Raw genomic sequence first — 22,368 nt, 5'->3', positions numbered from 1 at the left:
AGAAGTGAAGAAGTGAAGAAGTGAAGAAGTGAAGAAGTGAAGAAGTGAAGAAGTGAAGATAGATGAATCTGAAAACCAGCATTTTTCCAGAAAGAAGAATTTTCGCCACCCGCGACACCTAAGTTAACGGCAATCGGTGCAGGCCGGGTTCACGGACCGTCGGGCGCAGGGATGCGCCCGTCGAGGCTACATGGATGTATTCACGCCGAGTCCGTGAACCCGGCCTGCACCGATAAGCCAATAGCCTGAATTGAAGCGCCGCCTGCGCGATATCTTAGCGTTCACTGGAAAAGCTCAAAGTGAGCACGGCGAACTCACTGTGCTTTAAAATCCCGCTCAATGCTGTTCAACATATTGCTGGCACTGTAGTAATCCAGACGGAACGTATCCGGCCCCATCGAATACACCCGCTTCGCGCTCACCGGCTCCAGATGTACCAGGAACTGATTCGCCTCCACCTTCTGCACCGTCTCATCATCGGACGAGAACAGAATCATCGTCTTGCCCGTCAGCCCCGCCGCCATATTCTCGCCGGTCAGCTGGATAATGTCGTTGCGCTTGCCCATGCTGGTACCGCCGTGAACATCAGCAGGCGGCATCGCCAGGCTGAAGCCCAGCTCGGTCAGCAGCTTGCCCTGCGCCGATTCCGGCGTCCACAGATTCACGCCGCGCCCGTCTTCATAGTAAACCAGGGCTGACACCGGCTGCGGTGGCAGAGTAATCTCCTGCTTCACCTGCTGCACGCGCTGCTCAAAACGATCAATCACCGCTTTCGCATCGTTCTCGCGCCCGGTGATATCACCCAGCTGAAGCGCCAGCTGCTGCCAGCTTTTATTGCCGTAATCAATCACCAGCGTCGGCGCAATGGTCGACAGCTGATCGTACAGCTTGATCGCCGAATCCCCGCCGGTAGCGGCGATGATAATCAGATCGGGTGCCTCGGCCGCAATTGCTTCCGCATTCGGCTCGGTCACGTACAGCGGTTTCAGCTGGCGTTCTTTCGCGACCGCGCTCCACTGGGTAAAGAAGCCCTGCTCATCCGCCACCGTCGAGTTGCGCCCGGTGGCGCCGGAACCAATCACCGGCGCGTTAATCGCCAGCAGCGTACCGGTCAGGGTGACGCTGGTGGACACAATCCGCTTCGGTGCCTGTTGCAGGGTCAACGCGCCTTTCGGCGTTTGCAGGGTGCGCGGCCAGCTTTGCGGTTCACTTACCGCCGCGTTTTGCCGATCTGAACCAGACGTTTCACCTGGCGCGGAATTTTGCTGCTGTTCACCGTACGCCGCGTCATGATGTTCGGTGCCGTGGTGCTCACCTTCGGCGGCGTTCTGATGGGCAACAGCATCATGCTGCGCCGCTGGCTTAGCATCGTCGGAGGCCTGGTCACAGCCGCTGAGCATCACGCCCAGCGCCAGTGCACCGGCAACCAACATCAGGCGGGTAACGGAAGATTGAGGTTTCATGGTTAGGATTTGGTTGTAAATGAGTATTATTATCATACATGCAATACCCTTGAAGTTAAACGCTTTAGCCGCAGGCGGGCGGCAATCAGCATGGGGTATCATCCGCATAATTTATGGATACAGCGCATGCGAATTGGATTTATCGGGCTGGAATAAAAAAGGCTGCGTGACGATCGCGTCAGCAGCCTGTTTTACTTAGCGAAATCGCTCTGAATTACACTTTCATCCAGCGGCCTTCCGCAGCGGAAACGGCAATCGCTTCCAGCACTTTCGACACCTGCAGACCTTCCGCGAAGTCCGGCCACATGCGGTCATCGGCGGCGATGCCGTTAATCAGGTCGCGCACTTCAACGGTTTTCTGATCGTTAAAGCCGATACCGTGACCGGCAGAGATGCAGAATGCCGCATAGTCTGGGTGTGCAGGCCCGGTCAGGATGGTTTTGAAGCCCTGACGACCGGCCGGTTCGTCATGGATATACAGCTCAAGCTCGGCCATGCGCTCCTGGGTGTAGCGGATGGTACCTTTGGTGCCGGTGACCACGTAGGTCAGGCCCATTTTGCTGCCGCAGGCAATACGCGAGGTCTCAATCACGCCGTGCGCGCCGTTAGCAAAGCGCAGCAGCGCGCTGGCCTGGTCTTCGTTTTCCACATCGCGCAGCGTAGACGGATCTTTCGGGTCCGGACGCTGTTTGATGACCGTCATCATATCGCCGCTGACTTCGCTGATGTTGCCCACCAGGAAGTGCGCCATATTGACGATATGCGCAGCCAGATCGCCCAGCGCGCCCAGTCCGGCCAGCGCTTTCTGGCAGTGCCAGTCCAGCGGGGTGTTCGGGTTAGCCAGATAGTCTTCGTTGTGGGTGCCGTAGAAATGCACGACTTCACCGATTTCACCGCGAGCGATAATCTCTTTCGCCAGCTGGCTGGTCGGGTTTTTCATGTAGTTGAAGCCCACCAGGGTTTTTACCCCGGCTTTTTCCGCTGCGCGAACCATTTCTTCCGCATCTGCCACATCCAGCGCCAGCGGTTTTTCGGAATAAACGTGCTTTCCGTGGCGAATCGCTTCCAGCGCCATTTCCTTATGCAGGAAGTTTGGCGCGCAGATATCCACCACGTCAATATTCTCGTCCGCCACCAGCTCACGCCAGTCTCCGGTCGATCGGTTAAAGCCCAGCGCGGCGGCCTGAGCGCGCGCTACGTCCGGGTTAACCTCGGCAACCATCTCACGTACCAGTTCGCCTTTCAGCTTAAAGACTGTAGAAGCCTGAGAGTAAGCGATAGCGTGGCAGCGTCCGATGTAGCCGGTGCCGATCAGTCCGATTCTGACTTTTTGCATGACAAATCCTTGGGTGTAGGGGTGGCAAAATGGAACGAAATGAAAAACTAACTGGAATATATATTTCAAAAATACACAACTCAATATGAAAATGAAATAAACGTGATCGCGATTGCATAAAGAGATGTAACCGCCAGTGCAACGCAGATCCAACCTGCAAAGCGGTACGCAAAAGATAAAAAAATGCGGGTTACAGCACAAAATACGCATCAACTGCCGATTTAATCAGCAGTTAAACCAGAAACATCAAATCAGCCTTTGACATCCCCTCCCCCACTCGATACTATGCGCCCCGTTCAAACGATTCCTCTGTAGTTCAGTCGGTAGAACGGCGGACTGTTAATCCGTATGTCACTGGTTCGAGTCCAGTCAGAGGAGCCATATTTAGAGAAGCCCGCTTAAGGAAACTTAAGCGGGCTTTTTGCTTTTGCGTTAAACGGTCAGGCGATCGGCATTATGGCCCGCGCGAAATGCCCCTTTATGCGGCCGACAATCATCGATGAACGAGTGAGCTATCTGCCTCAGCGGCCGACTAGCCATCAGTTGAACAGGTTAGTTTCTCCCATTCGTCTATTTCCTGACCTAATGCCGCGAGCTTTTGCCGCACTAAACCCAGTGCATCACTGCCTAACAATAAATGCGTGGGTGGGTTCCGGCTCTCCATGATTGCCAGCATAGCGCGTGCGGCTTTAACGGGATCGCCGAGCTGCTTACCGCTTTTTTCCTCACGAGACTGACGGATGGGATCGAACAAAGCATCATAGTCCGGGATGCTACGCGCGCTGCGTACCATTGAGCGCCCGGCCCAGTCGGTGCGAAACGAACCGGGTGCCACGGCGGTCACGCAGATGTTGAACGGGTTAAGTTCTTTGCTTAACGTTTCTGATATCCCTTCCAGGGCAAATTTGCTGCCGCAGTAATAGCTGATGCCGGGCAAGGTAATGAAACTGCCCATCGAGGTGATATTGATAATATGGCCGCGACGGCGCTGACGCATGCCCGGCAGCACGGCTTTGATCATCGCCACGGCACCAAACACATTCACGTCAAACTGGCGGCGCATCTCAGCGAGTGAAGATTCTTCCATGATGCCTTCATGGCCGTAACCGGCATTGTTCACCAGCACATCAATCGGACCGAGGGTGGACTCAATTTCCGCAACGACTTCATCAATGCGCTCAAAGTCCGTTACATCAAGAAGGCGTCCAAAAGCCCGCTGCGCATCGAGCGCCTCGAAAGCGTTGAGTGCTTCGTGGTTACGCACCGTACCAAGGACACGATGGCCTGCGGCGAGGGCTTCCTGCGCCAGCGCGCGGCCAAAGCCGCTGCTGACGCCGGTGATTAAAATCGTTTTTGCCGATGTCATAACATAACTCCCATAAACAGTGAAGATTGCATGGTATTCTCCACACTGGCGCATTTTTAGGCCTTATTCTCTCTTTTTATTGCCTGATTTTATGAGGCTGATATGTCTGAATTGATTGCTCAGGTAAAAGCACTCGCGGCGCAGGAGGGGTACAACCTCACTGCGTTGCCCGATGTGCGAATTTTGCGTGCCGATCGCCCACTTGCCAGAACGCCTGTGCTTTATGACCCGGGTATGGTGATCGTCTGCCAGGGTAGCAAACGGGGCTATTTCGGTCAGCAGACCTATTTATATAATGAACAGCACTACCTGGCGGTTTCGGTGCCTGTGCCGTTTGTGATGGAAACCGACGCCTCGGCTGAACATCCGTTGCTGGCGATTTATATGCATCTGGATTTCCAGCTGGCCACTGAACTGATGTTGCAGATTGAACAGCACGGCACCCCGCATCCTCCCGCCGCGCCGCAAAGCATGATGTCGAGCCCGATGGACGACGCGGTAAAAACGTCCGTGCTGAATTTGCTTGAAGCCCTGAATAATCCGCTTGAGGCGCCCATCCTCGGTCCCGGGCGGGTACGTGAACTTTATTACCGCGTGTTGACGGGTGCACAGGGCAATGCAATGCGCGCCGCGCTGGCTTTGCAGGGGCAGTTCGGCAAAATCGGTAAAGTGCTGGAACGCATCCATGCCACCTATGCGGAGCCGTTAACGCTGCCGCAGCTGGCGCTGGAAGCCGGAATGAGCGTGCCGACGTTTCATCACCATTTCAAAGCGATAACCCGGATGCCGCCGATGCAGTATGTCAAATCGGTACGCCTGCACCAGGCGCGGATGTTGATGGTGCGGCAGCAGCTCACCGCCGCTGCCGCGAGCTACGCCGTCGGCTATGAAAGCCCATCGCAGTTTAATCGCGAGTTCAAGCGCCTGTTTGGTCTGCCACCGGCAGAGGAGATAAAACGCATGCAGCAGCACTTCGCCGTTCCGCCTGCGCAGCCCGCGTCAGTATTCGTTTCATCACATTAAGGTGGCATGGCCGAATCTGGTGGCATATTAAGTGAAAGGCCATCATGTCAGCTATGAGTGAAAAGAAGAAAACAACTTAGAAGAGTGAAGATTTTCGCGACTATAAAACTTGCGAAATACAGTCACCCTAATTAATATCCATCCGGATGGTTAAATATGAGGTGAGCATGGGACGTAAAAAAGAAATTAGTACTGACAGTATTCTGGATGCGGCTGAGCAAGTGATCGGGCAGATTGGAGTGGCAAAGCTAACAATCGATGCGGTCGCTGCACAGGCAAAAATCAGCAAAGCAAGTGTTCTGTATGTTCACAAAACTAAACAGGTACTGCTTGAAGCAGTAGTCACTCGCGCTATGGAACGTGACGATTTGATGCATCATGAGATGGAACTTACGTTAGACACAAATGACAGTGTTGCTTTGAGAGGCCGTATTGAAGTAGCCAAAACGCCACCGCCCGAAGAGTTTCGCCCTATTGCTCTTAGCCTCAGTTCCGCGCTCATTCTGAATGAAGATCTTCGTAAAACAATGCAACAACATCAGACTGAAGTGATTGAACGGATCACGACGACATCTTCAAACCCTCGTGGCGCCATGCTGGCATATCTGGCCTTAGAAGGATTCAAATTCCTGGACCATCTGGATTTTCACAAATGGACAGCTGACGAACGAGCGCAAATACTCGCTGAACTTAACTGGCTGGCAGATCAGGACGTTCCCGCAATGAAGGTTAAAGGTGATTAAAATGTCTAAAAGCCAGGAAGACCTGCAGAAATTAATGGCTAATCGTCGTGTTTTCATCACTGGTGGAAGTGGCTTTGTTGGGCGAAATCTGATCCGCTATTATCGTCGTTCCGGTGCGGAAGTGCGGGTTCTGACCAGAAGTGATATCGCAGACCGAAAGGTGTCAGAAGCGGGAGGCATTCCTGTTCGTGGTGATATGTTTGCTGCAGACTTGCATCTTTCTATGCTGGATTGTGATCTGTTGATACATGCAGCTGCGGATACGGCACATGCCTATCACTCTGCAGAACAATGGCATGTCAATGTGAATGGCACCGATCAGGTATTTGCAGCAGCACAGAGAGCAGGATTAAAAAAGGCAGTGTATATCAGTACTGAGTCAGTATTGCTCACCGGTGCTCCGCTCATCATGGCTGATGAGACATCACATATACCGGAAAAATCTGTCGGCGCTTATTCACGTTCAAAAGCGGCAGGTGAACATAGAGCTCTCGCATATCAAAACGAGGCTATGAGTGTCACTATTGTACGGCCCAGGTTTGTCTGGGGTAATGGGGATACCACTGCCTTGCCACAGCTTACTGAAGCAGTAAATAAGGGAAAATTCGCCTGGATTAGCAACGGAAACTATTTAACCTCAACAACTCATATTGAAAATCTATGCCAGGGAATAAGCCGTGCCGCTGAGTATGGACGTAATGGTGAGATTTATTTTATTACCGACGATACACCTAATGATTTCAGAGAGTTTGTCAGTGCGTTACTGGCGACTCAAGGAATAAATGCGCCCTCCAAAAGTGTTCCCCGTACGCTGATCCGTATACTTGCGCAGTTAGGTGACGGATTGAATCGATTAACCGCGGGAAGAATAAAAAGCCCATTAAATATGCAGGTTTTTGCCACATCGGCAGTGGAAGTATCACTGGATATCACCAAAGCCAGGAATGAGCTCGGCTATCAACCGCTGATATCTCTGGAGCGTGGCCTGGAATTGATGACAAGGTAAATCTTTTATCATAAAACCTGCGGTATTCGGCAGTGTCACCGTTTACAGCAGGTCCAGTTGAGTTGACGATCCTGGTGGGTAGACACCCTTGCACCCTGAGTATTCGTCAACAGATGTAGAGCACTGACTGATTCGAAAAGAAAAGCGGTGATCGTCCTGTGATTCTCGCTCAATATTTGTAACCAGTAAGTGCCTTGCCTGAATCACTGCAAAGTCTCATTCTGAGGGTGAACCCCGTTGGTAATACGCGTCTTCATACCTTTCCGGAAAAGGGTCTCTTACCCGGCTGCAGAATACAAACTAAATTGCGCTACCCTGAATCTGTTCCGCCAGTTCGTTTAGTTCTGCCATTTCATTAATTGACAAGGTCATTGACGCAGCAGCCAGATTTTCTGCCAACCGTTGTCTATTTCTTGTCCCTGGGATGGGGATCGCTGATATCTGCATCTCTCTGGCTTTGGTATAGAGCCACGCCAGAGCGACCTGTGCCGTGCTCATATTTTTCGCTTCCGCAATAGCGCTTACCTTTGCGACAATTAAAGCATTGGCGGCCAGATTCTCACGTGTAAAGCGTGGAAAATGGTGGCGAGCGTCATTTTCCGCAAGCACTGTGTTAATAGTGCTATTCGTCAACAGCCCACGGCCCAGGGGAGCATAGGGAACCAGCGTAATACCCAGCTCTGCAGCAACGGGAATAACATCCTGCTCAATGTCTCGGCTGAAGAGTGACCATTCTGACTGCAGTGCCGATATGGGATGAATCGCACTGGCTTCACGTAACTCATCGCCATTGACAGCAGAAAGACCTACTGCGCCGATTTTTCCTTCCGCGACTAAATCAGCAAGGGTTCCGACTGAGTCGCTCAGAGGCACTGCGGGATCGCGCCGGTGCATATAATAAAGATCAATACAGTCAATCTGCATCCTCTGCAAAGAGCGGTCTACCGCTGTCCGGATATATTCCGGGCGATTATCTATACTCCAGTCGTCCGGATTTTCAGGCGTACGCGTATAGCCGAATTTGGTGCAGATAAACATTTTATCTCTGTAGCGGCGCACCCAGGGGGAAAGAAATCGCTCATTTTCGCCCAAACCGTACATATCTGCGGTATCAAACATATTGACCCCCTGTTCAATAGCCGTTTCAATTACCGCCTCCACATTTTGTATGTCGGTGGGTCCATAAAATTCACTGATCCCCATACAGCCGAGCCCCTGGATACCTATTTCACGGCCATGGTTGCCCAATCTGAGGGTGGGAATTTTGTTTACAGGGCTGGTCATATTTATTACTCCGGTGGTTGGTATGGCTGTGTTATAACTATGGAGTTAACCCCATAGTCAAGGAGAAATCAGTGCTGATTTCAGAATTTGCCAAAGCAACCGGAATGACTGTCGATACAATACGTTTTTATATCGCGAAAGGTCTTCTCACTCCGCACGTCGGGCGCAAAGGAGGCTCACGACCCTATCAGATATTTTCACAGGGGGATGTCACAACGGCACTGATGATTAAACTACAAAAGTCGCTGGGCTATTCAATTCGCGAAATTGTTGATATCAATGCCGGTTATCACGTGCAGCCGGTTTCTCCACAAGCGACCATTAGGGCGTTAAAGCAACAGATAGATAAACTGGAAGAAAAGCAAAAAAACCTTCAGTCTGCATTGTTATTTCTGCGTGATAAATTGCAGTGGGTTGAGAGTGGCATGTCCGAGGATGCCCCGCATGCAGAAAAGTATCTTTGTCAGCAACGGTGATACCCGGCAGCGGTAAGAGATGACAGAGGACTCTTTTCTCTTATCACCTCACTGTTCTTTTTTTCGGGATTAACGGCTCCCAGCTTAATGTAAACTGACCACTACCGACATACCTGGCCTGAGGTTCTCAGCTGCAGAATGATCGGGAGTGATTGCCACTGCAAATTTTTGTGATATTTTGATGAAATTCCCCGCAGCATTACTGGCGTTCAGGGCGCGTGTTTCACCTAATGAAATGGGGGAAATTTGCTGTATCGTACCCGTAAATTTTTTACCAGGAAGTGCATCAACTTCATAAAATACTTTCTCACCAACTCTGAGCAGATCCAGTTTACTTTCTTTAAAGTTAGCGATTATCCAGGGGGTTCCGGTTGACAAAACGGTGAGTGAGTCGCCAATAGTAACTTTATCGCCGGGATTTACATAAACCTCCCCTACATTGCCATCGTCGAACGCCCTGATTTTAGTATAATTTAAATCCAACTGTGCACGCGCAATGCTGTTATCTGCAATTTCCAATTGTGCTCTCAGGGATTCTTTACTTTTTATGGTATAATCGAGGTTTGCTTCAGCACGGAATATCGCAGTAGTTGCGCTCTGAACTTTAATATTACTTACATTATATTCGCTTTTAATCGTGTCGAAATCGGCACGGCTAACAATCCCTTTTTCTGCCAAGGGTGAATAGCGTTGGTATTTGTTTTTTTCATTAACAAATTCAAATTCCGCTGACTTTTTATCGCCCTCTGCTTTTTTGATATCTGCTGTTGCGATGGCAATAGCGTTATCGCTGTTTTTTAACTCAGATAAAATACGTTTACGTTCAGCTACCGCTTTTGCCAGCACGATTTGATATTCACTATCATCAATATTAAATAATAAGTCCCCTTTCTTCACACGCTGAAAATCTTTGATATAAACTTCCCGTATCTGACCTTGTACCTGAGGTACGACATAAGTAATATTTCCGCGCACACTGGCATTGTCCGTGGTCGCCCTGTCACCTAAAAAAGATAACCAACCACCAGAATAGCAAATCAATAGTATTGCACTAACCAGTAGCAATAGTGACACCCTAAAAATTGCGCTGGGTTTTAGTCCCAATGTTTTCATATTAGCCTCGAGAAGTGACACATAGACGACGTACAAGAAAAAGTGTAACCAATGAAAAAAGTGACAACATCATCAACACTATCATGTTGTCATGCCAGGCTAAGCTATCTGCTAATTGTGTTAGTTTCTTTATGCCTTCATCAGCAGAGAACTGAGGCGAAAAATCTTCTGAACGCCTGACGGTACCGGGTGTTATTTTATCGCCTAATAATGCAAGATATTCCGCTGAAAATATTTTATGCATGGCGGTGATTACTGCATTTGATATCAGGGTTCCTATTGACTGTGCTCCCAGAAAAATAAGCAGGAAGCTCATAAACTGCGACTTTCCCAGTTTTAGCGCTCTTGTGTATCCGTAGTATATTGCCCCCGGAATATATAAGGCCGAAGCAACCCCCATAACAAACTGCCCCATAATGAATTCTTCCGGTGCCGGGGTATCACCTGACAGATAGTCAGAAATCAGGGCAAAAAGACATAACCACAAGGTTATATACTGAAACGCCACCACGTTCTTTTTATTTATAAAACGCAAAACAATTATTGTGCCAAAAACTAACCCTGCGCTAAAAGCCAGATAAATAGAGGGGAAATCTGCTTTACCTGCCGTGCCATTATTCATCAGTAGTGGAACAACAATGCTGTTTGTTTCACTCATGATGATCCTGAAGACAAAGAGCGAACAAAAAAACAAAAACATTTCCGGATTTGTGATCCATGAAAAAACAACAATTGGATTTTTACGATGTCGCTCATTGACAAAAAGAAGAGCAAAACTTAACCCACTGATAACAAGTAGAAACGAGAGCGAATCACCATCATCACCGAAATAAACCACAATCCTGATAAGGTATAATGACAGTGACGATGTAAAAATAAATAAACTGATATAACTCACTATATCTCTGTACTCAAACATATTCTCTTTTGCCGTCTGAGTTAGTGGTATAAAGATAATAACCACCAAACTTAATAGCGCCATAAAAATATCAATAACAAAAACACCGGTCCAATAGCGCTCATCGATAATCCAATTAGTCACTATGCTGGAGAATGAAACAGCCAGTTGACTTCCAAACATACCTAGCGTTAATCCAATGAGAATCTTCCTGTGAGATTTTATTTTTTCATTGACATAAAATACAGCAAGCGTGTTGAGAGGAGCACTGGATATCCCCATCAAAAAACGGGTAATAAAGGCCATTATCGAGTTATGACTATACAACTGCAGTACGGAGCAGATTAAAAACATCACCAGGCCCAGCTCAGCAAACAGCTTTAGGCCAACAAATGCACGAAATTTATATAAAAGCATTATCGCAGTCAGGTTAGACATATAAAATACTGAGTTAAGCAATAACATGTCATCCTGGGTAAGGCCGACATACCCCTGGATAGATGCAATATTAGATGCGAAAAGATTAATCGAAAATCCCTGGCTAAGGCCAAGAATCAGAGCCGCTGTGATATATAGAAAAACTTCACATTTCGGATGCTGTGACAAAAAATGGCCAAACTGTATGGCTAAAGATTCTTTATTATGAATTATTTTAAGTTTGGTTATCATGTTTTCACTGAATGCTCTTTTATTATTTTTCTGAACTCAGACCACATTTATGCGGTGAGTTCAGGCCGAACCCAGCTGACAGGCAACTAATACCGGACTGATCGTAATGTTGACCAAGTTTCGGGATAATTAATTAAGTACTAATGTTTTTAGGCGGTTTTATTTGCCTACAGATAGTGCCCTTTCAGCAACAGGGGAAAATTTACATCACGTGTTGAAACCGCTTTTGACCTGCCAACGATGATAAATGTATCGCTTACAGTCGATCATAGAGTTCGCCCAATTGGGTAAATATTGTCACGACCGCTGTCAGTTCCTTCTCTGAATAGCTGGCAAGCGAAGTCTGTAACCACTCGTGTATCATCGCTTCCCGTTGCCTGCTGCGCTGCTGGCCGATGCTGGTTAGCGTCACCTCAACTCGGCGACGGTCGTCATCGGCAACATGTTTTTCAACATATCCGGCAGTAACCAAGCCTTTCAAAAGCTGCGTTACTGCTCCGCTGGAGGTTTCCGTACCCTCAGCTAATTCCGTGACAGACAATGAACCACGTTCATCCAGCAGTTTCAGAATGCGCGCGTGGGTCATCGATAATGCGCCCAGTTCCCGGGTCGCACGGCCACGCAGACGCGCATCCGCAGCACTTAACTGATACGCAGCCCTGACGAGCATCGTGAACGTTGGTGTTTCCTGAGTCATAAGGGCTCTACCCGGTCTAAGTTTTGATTAAGATAGCGAAAGTCTAAACGTGCGTCAATTTAATTTAGTACTTAACTAAATGAATTACACATGCGGAAAATTTATGAAGACAAAGCATTTTGTTACTCTGTAAGACATTTCCATAATGGCATGATGTTTACTAAAACCATTCTCTCTAATGAAAATATGGAGGGGTATTCAATGCCCACATTTGGCACATAGCAAACTGAAGCCCGCTCTGAGCAAGTATCAGCTTTCTCCCCCCAAAACATCACCCAAGAATCGCCTCCAGCCGTGCCAGCACCTCATTGACAATAACCTCGGGTACACGCTCCAGGCGTTTACCGTTACGCACTTCCATATCAAGGGTTCTGGGCTGGTCGCAGCGGATCACGCCGGTGGTTTTCGTTCCCGCACCATCCAGAGAAACGGCGAAGCCTGCCGTGCGGGCGAAGTTGCCGCCGCTGGTGATTGGCACAACAACGGGGAGCCGGGTGAAAGCGTTAAACGAAGCGGGTGAAACAATCAGTACCGGCCGCGTTCCGCGTTGTTCATGCCCCGCAGTGGGATCGAGAGAGACGAGCCAGATTTCTCCCCTGTCCATTTACAGGACCTCCTTACCCAGGGCAGAGGCATTAGCCCATTCCCGATCCTCGTCACTGATTTCTGCGTGCGGATCGCACTGCGCCAGCAGCTCATCAAGGGAATAATGCGGTCGTTTCTGGGGTTCAATAATCAGGCGGCCATTATCAATGGTCATGCCGACTTCACTATCGGTAGTCAGCCCCAGCGTTTTAAGCACGGCAGGAGGAACCGCCAGCATGACGGAGCCTCCAACCTTTTTCAGGCGAGCAATATGCATAGAACACCTCCAAAAATTATATTTAAATATAACATTGTCGGCGATGCGTGCGCAATTATTAATCAATTCCATTGTGGTAATTTCCTTAGTTTAGCCTGTTATCAAGCAGGAGCTGAGTCCATGGCAAATAAAGCCGATGATAGAAAACTTCTCCACCGGCTCAAAGAGTTATGACGTTTCAGGAAGGGAAAATGCGGCGCGGCTTCCAAAGCTTTGCGCCGCCGAAGGCAAGGGGATTACACGAAAGACTAACTCAGTAAGCACAAAGGCCCGCCCTCCATGGCAGCCCTTCACTATCATGCAACGCTATTCTTCGCCGTTGCCGGCAGCAGCGTTTTACTGCCTTTAAGGGTGAAGACAGAAATCACCGTAAAACTCAGCGTAATACAGCCCAGGGTCAGATACGCCTGGTGGAAGCCGACGGTATCGTACATCCGCCCTACCCACGCCGAGAGCACCACGCCCGATAGCTGTTTCGATAAGTTAAAGCCGATCAGGAACAGAGTGGCGGAAAGCTTCGGGTTAAACGCCGAGGAGATGTACTTAAAGGTGCCGACCAGTAGAAACGGCAGCTCAAACATATGCAGCATCTTGAGGATCACCACTTCCACCGCCGAGCTGGCAAAGGACGATCCCAGAATACGCATGGACATAATCAGTCCGGCAATTAACAGGGCATTTTTGGCACCGATGCGGTTAATAATAAACGGCGCGCAGAACATGATCATCGCATTGAGCAGCTCCCCGCCGGTGGTGACAAAGCCAAACACTTCGGTGCCGCGCTGCGGGCTGGAGAAAAAGCCTTTAAAGAAGTTGGCGAACTGCTGGTCGAACACGTCATACACGCTGGCCACGCCCACCACGTAAACAATAAAACCCCAGAAGCGCGGCATCCGCAGCAGTTCGGCGGCGGTGCGCATTGAGAACGCCCGGCGGTTGGCGCCCAGCGCGTCGATGACTTCGGCGCTGTTGCTGCTCTCGGGTTTGGATACCCACAGCAGCACGCCGAGGATCAGCGCAAATCCGGAGGCGATCCAGAAGGTGATATTCGGGTCGATGCTGAACAGAATGCCGGTGATTGAGGCACACAGCGCCCAGCCGATGCAGCCGGAAACGCGGACCTTGCCGTATTCAAAGCGGTTAGCGCGGCTGACGCGTTCAATATACGCCTCCACCGCGCCGGAACCGCTGGAGAACACCATCCCCAGGTAGATCCCGCCCACCAGCGCACCGGCGATGATGTTCATCTGCAGCAGCGGTGAGAACACGAAGATAAAGAACGGCGCAAAGAGGATTAACAGCCCCGTAATGGTCCACAGCAGATGCTTGCGCAGCCCGAGCTTATCGGAAATCAGGCCGAACACCGGCTGGAAGACAATGGAAAACAGGGAAATCGAGGAGAAAACAATCCCGGTTTCGGTTTTGGTCAGGTGGTTAACTTCCGCCAGCCACACGGGGAAAAACGGGAAGTAGGCCGACATAATGAAGTAGTAGAAGAAAAAGAACAGCATGAAATAGATAAAGTTGTGCCGTTCACGTGGGGCAAGTTCAGAAAGTTTCATGGTGATGTCCCGTATTATTTCTGTAGGGTTGGGGGCTTCTGCCACCGATTATTATTGGAAGTACATCGTTAACCGTTATTGTCATCCCGTCTCAGTCAGCAGCCGCTTCTAAACTAAAATGTCGCCCGTCAGACATGAATGATTTCGTTATCAGATATTTTCGTTGATGCCGCAATAACGGCGAAAATGAAACCCGCCCGCCGTCACGAAACGCCGGGAAAACGGCTGCTTTTTGTCGTTCGTTAAACATAAAATGTTAGCGCACGACATTCACCTTTACCGCAATAAGGAGCGCCGCATGCAGCGCCATTTGGCAACGTTAGAAGATGTCGCCCGCGAGGCCGGCGTTTCCCAGCAGACGGTTTCCCGGGTACTGAATAATCCAGCGGTGGTGGCCGAACGCACGCGTGAGAAAGTGATCCGCGCGATGCAGGCGCTGCACTATGTCCCGAACCGCTCCGCACAGCTGCTGGCGGGGAAATCCGCGCCGTCGATTGGGTTGATTACCGCCTCGCTGACGCTGCACGCACCGTCGCAAATTGCCGCCGCGGTGAAAAGCTACGCCGGATCGCACCAGCTGGAAGTGTCGATTGCGATGCCGGTTCAGGCCGATTTTTCGTCGCTGCAGGACCGACTAAATGAGTTCCGCGCTCAGCATATTCGCGGGGCGATTATCAGCCTGCCGCTGGAAAGCAGCGTGGCGGAGCGGCTGGCGGCGGAAAACAGCGATATTGCCTGCCTGTTTCTGGATGTCTCGCCGGAGAGCGACGTCTGCTGCGTGCGTTTCGATCACCGCGACGGCTGCGGGGCCTGCGTGCAGCACCTGTGGGATGCCGGGCATCGGGAGTTCGGCCTGCTGGCCGGGCCGGAAAGTTCCGTCTCCGCCCGTATGCGCCTGAGCAGCTGGCGAGAAGCGCTGCACCGGCTGGGGATCGCCAACGCGGTGACGGTATTTGGCGACTGGAGCGCCGCCAGCGGCTGGCAGAAAACCTTTGAACTGCTGCACCAGCATCCGCGGATCAGCGCGATGGTGGTGGCCAACGATCAGATGGCGCTCGGCGTGCTTAGCGCACTGGCGCAGCTCAATCGCACCGGCAGCCGGGCCGTGTCGGTCACCGGCTATGACGATACGGCGGACAGCCTCTACTTCCAGCCGCCGTTAACCACCGTGGCTCAGGATTTCAATGTGTTGGGGAAACGCGCGGTGGAAAGGCTGATCCAGCTAATGGCCGCACCGCAGATCAAGATCCGCGAGCTGCTGCCGACGCGGTTGATCATCCGCCAGTCAACCCGCCCTTACAGCGGGGAAACTGACGATGAGAAAGAGAAGGTGATTACGCAGTTAAAAACGCTGGTGGAGAAGCTGTGAACATCGCAAACGGATCATCGCGCGATGTCGATCCCACAGAGGAACCGCTCCTCACACCAGCGACATCAGTTAAAAGCGGAACGCGCCGCCCACGGTGTACTGGGTCTGCGCACCGTCAGAATTGGCGAACCGGCTGCTGACGTCGGTATACAGCGACAGGTTATCGCCCATCAGCCACTGCACGCCCACGCCGCCCCGGCCAAAGCTCTTGTCCGGCGCTCCGATGCTCACGCTGCGCACGGCCCCTTCCGCCCGGTCGCGAACGTTGAACTGGTCATTCACGCCGTCGCTGAGTTCACGCACCCAGGACAGATGCGCGTACGGCAGTAAGGTCTGATGCTGCGCAACGCTGAATGATGAGGAAATTTTCCAGCCCAGCGAGGCTTCCAGCGAGTTGAAATCCTGCTTCTGGTAGTCCACGGCGGTGCGCAGATCTTCACGGTCGCTGAAACCGTCAACCGAATAGTGCGTGTAGTCCAGTCCGGCAAACGGCCCGGTGCGCAGCTGAGCGAAGGTAAAGTCATAGCCGCCGTTCACCCGGCCACCGTAGAAGTTGGCGTTGGTATGGCCGTTAAGCGTATGGTCCAGCAGCGCCAGGCCATCGCCTGATTCGATATACACCGAGCGGCGGGTATCGAGGCTGGCCCGCCCGGCAGACAGGTCACCGGTCAGCCAAAGCGGGTTATCGAAGGTCAGCTGGCCATAAACCCCCAGTTGCCAGGTGTCCCCTTTCACCGATCCGTCACGCTCCAGCTTATCTTTATTACGCTGATAGCTCAGGCTCGATCCCAGCACGGCGCGATCGTTGAACTGGTAGTCAACCAGGGCATAAGCCATGGTATTTTGCGCGCGCCCCTGCGGCACGGTATCAAAACCATCCGCCGGGGTAGACTGGCCTTCAATACCGACGGCACCTCCCCACGTGCCCGCTTCACGAGGCTGCAGGCTGAGCAGCTGACGGCGGCCGTCGTGCAGATCGTTCAGGCTCTGATGCTGACGGCGCAGGCTCTCTTCCACCACGCGCTGAAGCTGCCCTGCGGAAGATGCGGAGTACAGCAGGTCGGTATTGGACCACTCAAGCAGCAGCCGGGTGAGGATTAACGACACGTCGTGCAGGCGCTGGGTAATTCTTTCCTGACCAAACACGCTGGTCAGGAATTCTTCGTTATCCGTGGCCGGACTGTGCCAGGTTGCCCCGCCCGGTACTGCCGGATTGGTGGTCTGGGTATAGCCGTCTTTATCACCGATATCCCAGTTGGTCGCTTCCAGATACAGCACCGGAATGTCGAGAATGTTAAAGCTGTCGCCGTCGCTACAGCAGCCGGTCCCGGCAGGATACTGCGGATCGAGCCCCGGGTTGGTATACAGCTTCACGCCCAGTTCTTCGGAAATGCGGAACAGCTGGTCGCGCAGGCTGGTCAGCGCCGGGTTGCTGACGCTGTTATCCCCGGCGTGGGCATAGAGCATATCCCCGGTGATCATACTGTCCATGTTGATCATCCCTTTCAGGTTACCGGTCAGGTTGTTGGCCTCCAGCTCTTTAACCATCGCTGCCGATCCGCGCAGCCCCTCCTCTTCCGCACCGAATGCCGCAAAGACCAGCGTGCGCTCGGTCTGAATGCCGCTCAGATTATGCGCAATTTCGGTCAGCAGTGACGCGCCCGAGGCGTTATCGTCCAGCGCTTCCAGCGTCGGTCTGCCGTAGTAGGAATCGAAGTGCGCGCCGGTAACAATATAGTCATCCTGCAAACCTTTATTGTAAGCAATCACGTTCTGCGAGGCGCGAGTCTGGCCCCGCACGGTCCAGGTAAAATCCTGGCGGAGAACGTTATAACCCGGAGACATGCGGTCCTCCATCCACTGCGCCGCGCCGACAAAGTTATCGGTGTCGCGATATCGACCGGGATAATCGTGGATTAGTGTATCGAGGGTTTCTTTGGCGTAGTCGCCATATTCAACGGCAGCACCGGCCTGTTGAGCCGAGAGGAGAGCTAAAGCCACGGCGAGTTTCTTAAACATTCCTTTACCCTATGAGTTATTGTCATTAATAAAAGCAAGTATTTCAGCCAGCGAGATAAAGCACCGATCGTGCCAGGGAGTGCATAAAGGGAATGGACCGAGGTTTTTTTGCGAGAAATCAACAGATTGAAATGAATAACTATGCAATCCCTATGCAAACCGCGTCCAGCACAGCCACGTTGTAACGTTAGTGTAAAAAAAACCGGTGGGTGAATATTCATTTACTATTTTTACAATATTCTTACGAAAAGTGTGCTCAAACCTGCAATTTATCCTCTCCGATCCGCCGGATGCACCACTGACGAACAGCGTTGCACGGTGATGAATCAGTGAGATGCCGGGGTGATTAAGGAAGTCAGGAAGTCAGGAAGTCAGGAAGTCAGGAAGTCAGGAAGTCAGGAAGTGAAAACGTAGTCGGAGCGCAGTGCAAACAGGTAAGCCTGTCTTCAATAAAATTGCGCTAAATATAAGAAATACCCCCCGCGAATTTCGCGAGAGGCATCGTTTTTTGCTCTACGGCCTGAACACTGACGGCCCGAAGATCAGAACACCACTTCAGCCTGCACGCCGAAGCTAATCTGATAATCTTTACCGTCGTTAAAGGTGGTGCTGTCGATCTCGTTTTCCAGCGCCTTCAGGTAGGTGGTGTACAGGCGGATTTCCGGGCGCGAGTTCAGAATGCTGGTATCCACCTTAAAGACCTGCGCCAGCGTCACCTTATAGCCGGACTCATCAAAGCTGAGGTTGTTGGCGCGGTTCTGCTGGTTAAAGTAACCCAGCTCCAGCGCGGTCTGCATGGTGCGGCTCCAGATCCACGACGGGCGGATCACCGCGCGCGCGGTTTCGAAGTCGGTGTGTGCGCCGGTGTAAGTGGAGTAGAGATCGTGGCCGCGACCGTAGACCAGCGCGTGCGCCATGATGATCTTGTCGCTCAGGTAAAACTCGCCCTGGCTGACCAGACGCCAGCCGATGCCGTCACTGTGAATGCCGTAGTAGGAGCTGTTGTAGTCAAAATCCGGATTGGCGCTGGAGATATTCATAAACTGGCTGGCCAGCGAGTTATCGGCCACCTGTAGCGTCAGTTCGTTGGTGCCGTTGAGCAGCGGGTTGCGCAGAATCGCCTGGCCAAGCCAGGAGGATTTGACCTTATAGTAGTCGTTATCCGCCTGCGCCTCTTTCTGTTCATCGGTCTGATTGGCGAAGGCGTATTTAGCCCCCAGCTCCAGCGTCACGCTGTCGGTTATCGGCAGGTTTTTATAGCGAACTTCGGCGATATTGACGTTAACCTGGGTGGTATCGCTACAGGTTGAGGAACCCGCCGCACACACCGTGCTGTAGTTATCGATGTCGTTGCGGGTCAGCGCCATGCTCAGCGATCCCACCGGCATCGCCCAGTTCTCAATCCCGATGCCCGCGCCGGAAAGCGTGCGGTTGCTTTTCCAGTCCAGCAGTTGAATTTCATACTGCGGCAGCGTGTGTTTACCGATCCACACCGAGGCTTCCGGCGCGAACGGCAGCAGGCCGTTACCCTCTACGTACAGCTTGCTGAGCTTGCCCATACCGCCGCCGGACATGCCCTTTTCGAAGGATTCATTGCTCTGGGTTAAGCCTAAATCGCCCTCAAACTGCACGTTAGCCCAGATGGATTTATCGCCCTCGCGCCAGGCGCGTTTTTTCAGCGACAGGTTATACCAGCCGTCGTATTCGTTACCGAAGCGCCCCAGCGACCCCACGCCCCAGGACTTCGGCCCGCCGTTGGTGGTGCTGGCCCAGCCGGAGCGGAAATAGCCGGAGTATTTAAAGCCGGTGTCGTCCTGCACATATTTACTGATCTGCTTCAGCGTGTCCGGCGACAGCTCCAGCGGTGCGGCGGGTGCAGCGGAGGCGGTCCGGGCGACCGATGGCGCAGCGGTTGCCGGAACGCCAGCAGCCGATCTCCCTGATGAAGATGCCGCCGGAACGCCAGAAGCAACGCTGCCCGCAGACGAAGCCGAGGCAGCATAAGCAGCAGAACCCGCCGGAGAACCGGATGCCGCCGAATCAGCACGAGCCGAAGCCGTCGCCTGCTCCTTATCCTCGTAGGCCTGCAGTTTCTGCTGGGTAGCCAGCAACTGCGCCTCCAGCATTTCCATGCGCTGTTCCAGCGTCAGTTTTTGCGCCACGGCTTCACCGCTGACGGCGTAGCAAGAGAATAACGCCGCCGCGATCATCGTTTTTTTATAATTCAGTTGTTTCGCTTTCATTATTACCCCAGGGTATTGCATCCCCGCAAAAAAAAAGACCCGCCGCCAGCGGAGTGTATTTCCGCCGGTTGCAGGTCTCGCCTGAATTAAATCAGTCACGTCCTGAAGGGATAGTTTGAATTAACCATCAATGTTGTTTTATTAACGACGGCGACAGCCCAACGCCGCTACTGACTTTATTTCTACTGCGCGTTAATTCATTACAGCGACAGCGCCATCACCGGTTCGCCAGAGCGAGAATGCGGTTTATCGCTAATCTGCATTTCACGCCACGCTTCACTGTTTGTGACAATTACCGGCGTCACCGTGTCATAGCCCGCTTTCTTAATTTCATCGAGATCGAAGGTCAGCAGCAGCTGGCCTTTTTTCACCTCATCACCCTCTTTCACCTGCATCTGGAAATGCTGGCCTTCCAGCTGCACGGTATTGATACCCACGTGGATCAGGATCTCCGCGCCGCCGGTGGAGTTAATGCCGATGGCGTGGCCGCTGGCGAAGGTGCTGGCGATATGGCCATCCACCGGGGAGTACACCCGTCCTTCATCCGGCACAATGGCGAAGCCCTGGCCGACAATGCCGGAGGAGAAAACCTTGTCATCAACCGCAGTCAGCGGGATCACCGTGCCGGAGATCGGGGCGGCGATCTGCTCGTTGACCACCTGCGCCGCCGTTGCTGCCGTTGCTGCCGTTGCTGCCGCAGAAGTTTCCGTGCTCACGGTGCGTTTTTCCACTGCTGCGGGCGCAGAAGGTGCGGTTTGAGCCGTGGTCTTCAGCGCCGGGTCATCGAATCCGACCAGCAGCGTCAGCACCAGGCTGGCGGCAAAGGCCACCACGCAGCCGATAATAAAGCCGATAAAGCCTTCGCCGTAGAAGATAGGCAGGGTCAGCAGGCCCGGCATGCCCATGGAAATGGCTGAGCTTTTGGCATAGCCCGCAATGGCTCCGCCGAATCCGGCGGCGATCACCGCGCAGACAAACGGCTTTTTCAGCTTGAGGGTCACACCGTAAACACCCGGCTCGGTAATGCCGAACAGCGAGGCGATAAAGCTGCTTCCCGCCAGCGCCTTAAGCTTTTTATCTTTGGTACGCAGCATCACCGCCAGCAGCGCGCCGGACTGGGCAAACACCGACGGGCTGGAAGCCGCCTTCAGATAGCTGTGGCCCATCACCGAAATATCGTTGATAAAGACCGTTACAAAGCCCCAGTGCACGCCGAAGATCACCAAAATCTGCCACGATGCGGCCATCAGCGCGCTGGCAATAATTGGATTGATGCCGTAGATGCTGACAAACAGTGACGCCACCGCTTCGCTCGCCGAAACGCCCACCGGCCCGATGGTCATTAACGTCAGCGGCACCATCAGCGTCAGCAGGAAGAACGGCGTCAGGATATTACGCACGCTTTCGTGAATATGGCGGTTCAGGAAGCGTTCCAGAATCGACATCAGCCAGACGCTGAAAATAATCGGGATCACCGTGCCGGTATATTTCATCATCATCACCGGCAGGCCGAAGAAGGTCACCGGATTACCGGCGGTAAACAGCTGCTGGATGCTGGGATAAATCAGCGCACCGGCAATCGACACCGCAACAAATACGTTGGTTTCAAATTTACGCGCGGAGGTAATCGCCAGCAGCATCGGCAGGAAATAGAACAGGCTGTCCGAGGCCGCATGCAAAATAATGTAGGTGGTTTCTTTGCTGGTCATCCAGCCCGCCGCCAGCACAATCGCCAGCGCGCCTTTTAATACCCCGGCGGCGGCCATCGCGCCCAGCAGCGGAGTGAAAATTCCCGACACCAGATCGATCAGACGGCCGAGTACCGAGGCGCTGTTTTGCTGCTCCGGTGCCGCCTTTTTACTTTTGCTGTCGTCCAGCAGCCCGGAGATGGCACCGATTGCGCGGAACACATCCGGCACGCGGTTACCGATCACCACCTGCAGCTGACCGGAGCCTCTCACCACGGTGATCACGCCGTCCAGCGCTTCCAGCTCCGGCTGATTGACCTTGCTATTGTCGATAATTTTAAAGCGCAGCCGCGTGGCGCAATGCACCAGCGAGGCAACGTTGTTCTCCCCACCCACCAGCTTGAGTATATTTCCTGCCAGCACTTCAGTATTCATGATAATAATTCCCGTTTTATCGACGACAGTCATTGCAGTGCGTTTACGATCGTTGCCTGTATCCGCTGGCCAGCAGGAAAAAAAGCAAAAAAAAACCTGGATAAAATAGTGTGAAA

Annotated in this window: 18 protein-coding genes and 1 tRNA gene; 6 read left to right on the top strand and 13 right to left on the bottom strand. The window is 52.3% G+C overall.

Annotated features, from left to right (window positions below; all coding sequences use genetic code 11):
* Window positions 1-314: 314 nt before the first annotated feature.
* Window positions 315-1,463 carry a Fe2+-enterobactin ABC transporter substrate-binding protein gene (gene fepB / locus IBT47_RS15185; protein WP_234471914.1) on the bottom strand — a complete coding sequence of 383 codons (1,149 nt, stop codon included), beginning with the start codon at window positions 1,461-1,463 and terminating at the stop codon, window positions 315-317.
* A 214-nt stretch (window positions 1,464-1,677) separates the two neighbouring features.
* A complete protein-coding gene (locus IBT47_RS15180) occupies window positions 1,678-2,799 on the bottom strand; it encodes a Gfo/Idh/MocA family protein (RefSeq protein WP_105591523.1) in 1,122 nt (373 codons plus the stop codon).
* Between the two features lie 305 nt (window positions 2,800-3,104).
* On the opposite strand from IBT47_RS15180, the gene IBT47_RS15175 reads away from it, so the two are divergent.
* Window positions 3,105-3,180 (top strand) — tRNA-Asn (locus IBT47_RS15175).
* Between the two features lie 151 nt (window positions 3,181-3,331).
* Here the strand turns inward: IBT47_RS15175 and IBT47_RS15170 are convergent.
* Complete coding sequence (locus IBT47_RS15170) at window positions 3,332-4,165, bottom strand: oxidoreductase (RefSeq protein ID WP_200561169.1); 834 nt, start codon at window positions 4,163-4,165, stop codon at window positions 3,332-3,334.
* Window positions 4,166-4,267: 102 nt separating this feature from the next.
* On the opposite strand from IBT47_RS15170, the gene IBT47_RS15165 reads away from it, so the two are divergent.
* From IBT47_RS15165 to IBT47_RS15155, 3 genes are all read left to right on the top strand, one after another.
* Complete coding sequence (locus IBT47_RS15165) at window positions 4,268-5,188, top strand: AraC family transcriptional regulator (RefSeq protein ID WP_200561167.1); 921 nt, start codon at window positions 4,268-4,270, stop codon at window positions 5,186-5,188.
* A gap of 167 nt (window positions 5,189-5,355) precedes the next feature.
* Window positions 5,356-5,931, top strand: a complete 576-nt coding sequence (locus tag IBT47_RS15160) for a TetR/AcrR family transcriptional regulator (RefSeq protein WP_200561165.1) — start codon at window positions 5,356-5,358, stop codon at window positions 5,929-5,931.
* Window position 5,932: 1 nt separating this feature from the next.
* Window positions 5,933-6,937, top strand: a complete 1,005-nt coding sequence (locus IBT47_RS15155; RefSeq protein WP_200561163.1) for an NAD(P)-dependent oxidoreductase — start codon at window positions 5,933-5,935, stop codon at window positions 6,935-6,937.
* 300 nt (window positions 6,938-7,237) lie between these two features.
* Here the strand turns inward: IBT47_RS15155 and IBT47_RS15150 are convergent, their stop codons facing one another.
* Window positions 7,238-8,221 (bottom strand): aldo/keto reductase, encoded by a 984-nt coding sequence (locus IBT47_RS15150; RefSeq protein WP_200561161.1) that lies wholly within the window; start codon window positions 8,219-8,221, stop codon window positions 7,238-7,240.
* Window positions 8,222-8,292: 71 nt separating this feature from the next.
* On the opposite strand from IBT47_RS15150, the gene IBT47_RS15145 reads away from it, so the two are divergent.
* Entirely contained in the window at window positions 8,293-8,697 is a 405-nt protein-coding gene (locus IBT47_RS15145) for a MerR family transcriptional regulator (protein ID WP_200561159.1), read from the top strand.
* A gap of 84 nt (window positions 8,698-8,781) precedes the next feature.
* Here IBT47_RS15145 and IBT47_RS15140 read toward each other — a convergent pair whose 3' ends face one another.
* The 6 genes from IBT47_RS15140 to IBT47_RS15115 form a co-directional block, all read right to left on the bottom strand.
* On the bottom strand, window positions 8,782-9,810 hold the full coding sequence (locus IBT47_RS15140; protein ID WP_200561157.1) for an HlyD family secretion protein: 1,029 nt from the start codon (window positions 9,808-9,810) through the stop codon (window positions 8,782-8,784).
* A gap of 1 nt (window position 9,811) precedes the next feature.
* A complete protein-coding gene (locus IBT47_RS15135; protein ID WP_200561155.1) occupies window positions 9,812-11,377 on the bottom strand; it encodes an MFS transporter in 1,566 nt (521 codons plus the stop codon).
* 256 nt (window positions 11,378-11,633) lie between these two features.
* Complete coding sequence (locus IBT47_RS15130; protein ID WP_200561153.1) at window positions 11,634-12,074, bottom strand: MarR family winged helix-turn-helix transcriptional regulator; 441 nt, start codon at window positions 12,072-12,074, stop codon at window positions 11,634-11,636.
* 271 nt (window positions 12,075-12,345) lie between these two features.
* Window positions 12,346-12,678 (bottom strand): type II toxin-antitoxin system PemK/MazF family toxin, encoded by a 333-nt coding sequence (locus tag IBT47_RS15125; RefSeq protein ID WP_200561151.1) that lies wholly within the window; start codon window positions 12,676-12,678, stop codon window positions 12,346-12,348.
* Window positions 12,679-12,936, bottom strand: coding sequence for an AbrB/MazE/SpoVT family DNA-binding domain-containing protein (locus IBT47_RS15120; protein ID WP_123334758.1), 258 nt, complete (start codon window positions 12,934-12,936; stop codon window positions 12,679-12,681). It abuts the gene before it with no gap.
* Window positions 12,937-13,232: 296 nt separating this feature from the next.
* Window positions 13,233-14,498 (bottom strand): MFS transporter, encoded by a 1,266-nt coding sequence (locus tag IBT47_RS15115; protein ID WP_200561149.1) that lies wholly within the window; start codon window positions 14,496-14,498, stop codon window positions 13,233-13,235.
* Window positions 14,499-14,796: 298 nt separating this feature from the next.
* Between IBT47_RS15115 and IBT47_RS15110 the strand changes: the two genes are divergently transcribed.
* Window positions 14,797-15,867 (top strand): LacI family DNA-binding transcriptional regulator, encoded by a 1,071-nt coding sequence (locus tag IBT47_RS15110; RefSeq protein ID WP_200561146.1) that lies wholly within the window; start codon window positions 14,797-14,799, stop codon window positions 15,865-15,867.
* Between the two features lie 69 nt (window positions 15,868-15,936).
* Here the strand turns inward: IBT47_RS15110 and IBT47_RS15105 are convergent, their stop codons facing one another.
* The 3 genes from IBT47_RS15105 to IBT47_RS15095 all read right to left on the bottom strand — a co-directional run bounded on the left by IBT47_RS15105 (window position 15,937) and on the right by IBT47_RS15095 (window position 22,252).
* Window positions 15,937-17,886 carry an autotransporter outer membrane beta-barrel domain-containing protein gene (locus IBT47_RS15105; protein WP_200561144.1) on the bottom strand — a complete coding sequence of 650 codons (1,950 nt, stop codon included), beginning with the start codon at window positions 17,884-17,886 and terminating at the stop codon, window positions 15,937-15,939.
* 542 nt (window positions 17,887-18,428) lie between these two features.
* A complete protein-coding gene (locus IBT47_RS15100) occupies window positions 18,429-20,129 on the bottom strand; it encodes a carbohydrate porin (RefSeq protein ID WP_200561142.1) in 1,701 nt (566 codons plus the stop codon).
* Between the two features lie 200 nt (window positions 20,130-20,329).
* The gene (locus tag IBT47_RS15095; protein ID WP_200561140.1) at window positions 20,330-22,252 is read right to left on the bottom strand and encodes a beta-glucoside-specific PTS transporter subunit IIABC; all 1,923 of its coding nucleotides are present in this window, start codon (window positions 22,250-22,252) and stop codon (window positions 20,330-20,332) included.
* Window positions 22,253-22,368 lie beyond the last annotated feature (116 nt).

Origin of the sequence: Erwinia sp. S43 (genome assembly GCF_016624745.1) — a bacterium.
Classification (GTDB): Bacteria; Pseudomonadota; Gammaproteobacteria; order Enterobacterales; family Enterobacteriaceae; genus Erwinia; species Erwinia coffeiphila.
Note: the sequence above shows the minus strand (reverse complement) of the source record. Positions and strands in the feature narration are given on the sequence as shown.

Coding starts and splice junctions, on each gene's coding strand:
- IBT47_RS15160 (WP_200561165.1), top strand. CDS start 5,356: ATGGGACGTAAAAAAGAAATTAGTACTGACAGTATTCTGGATGCGGCT.
- IBT47_RS15135 (WP_200561155.1), bottom strand. CDS start 11,377: ATGATAACCAAACTTAAAATAATTCATAATAAAGAATCTTTAGCCATA.
- IBT47_RS15100 (WP_200561142.1), bottom strand. CDS start 20,129: ATGAAAGCGAAACAACTGAATTATAAAAAAACGATGATCGCGGCGGCG.
- IBT47_RS15170 (WP_200561169.1), bottom strand. CDS start 4,165: ATGACATCGGCAAAAACGATTTTAATCACCGGCGTCAGCAGCGGCTTT.
- IBT47_RS15105 (WP_200561144.1), bottom strand. CDS start 17,886: ATGTTTAAGAAACTCGCCGTGGCTTTAGCTCTCCTCTCGGCTCAACAG.
- IBT47_RS15125 (WP_200561151.1), bottom strand. CDS start 12,678: ATGGACAGGGGAGAAATCTGGCTCGTCTCTCTCGATCCCACTGCGGGG.
- IBT47_RS15130 (WP_200561153.1), bottom strand. CDS start 12,074: ATGACTCAGGAAACACCAACGTTCACGATGCTCGTCAGGGCTGCGTAT.
- IBT47_RS15120 (WP_123334758.1), bottom strand. CDS start 12,936: ATGCATATTGCTCGCCTGAAAAAGGTTGGAGGCTCCGTCATGCTGGCG.
- IBT47_RS15110 (WP_200561146.1), top strand. CDS start 14,797: ATGCAGCGCCATTTGGCAACGTTAGAAGATGTCGCCCGCGAGGCCGGC.
- IBT47_RS15165 (WP_200561167.1), top strand. CDS start 4,268: ATGTCTGAATTGATTGCTCAGGTAAAAGCACTCGCGGCGCAGGAGGGG.
- IBT47_RS15155 (WP_200561163.1), top strand. CDS start 5,933: ATGTCTAAAAGCCAGGAAGACCTGCAGAAATTAATGGCTAATCGTCGT.
- IBT47_RS15140 (WP_200561157.1), bottom strand. CDS start 9,810: ATGAAAACATTGGGACTAAAACCCAGCGCAATTTTTAGGGTGTCACTA.
- IBT47_RS15095 (WP_200561140.1), bottom strand. CDS start 22,252: ATGAATACTGAAGTGCTGGCAGGAAATATACTCAAGCTGGTGGGTGGG.
- IBT47_RS15150 (WP_200561161.1), bottom strand. CDS start 8,221: ATGACCAGCCCTGTAAACAAAATTCCCACCCTCAGATTGGGCAACCAT.
- fepB (WP_234471914.1), bottom strand. CDS start 1,463: ATGAAACCTCAATCTTCCGTTACCCGCCTGATGTTGGTTGCCGGTGCA.
- IBT47_RS15180 (WP_105591523.1), bottom strand. CDS start 2,799: ATGCAAAAAGTCAGAATCGGACTGATCGGCACCGGCTACATCGGACGC.
- IBT47_RS15115 (WP_200561149.1), bottom strand. CDS start 14,498: ATGAAACTTTCTGAACTTGCCCCACGTGAACGGCACAACTTTATCTAT.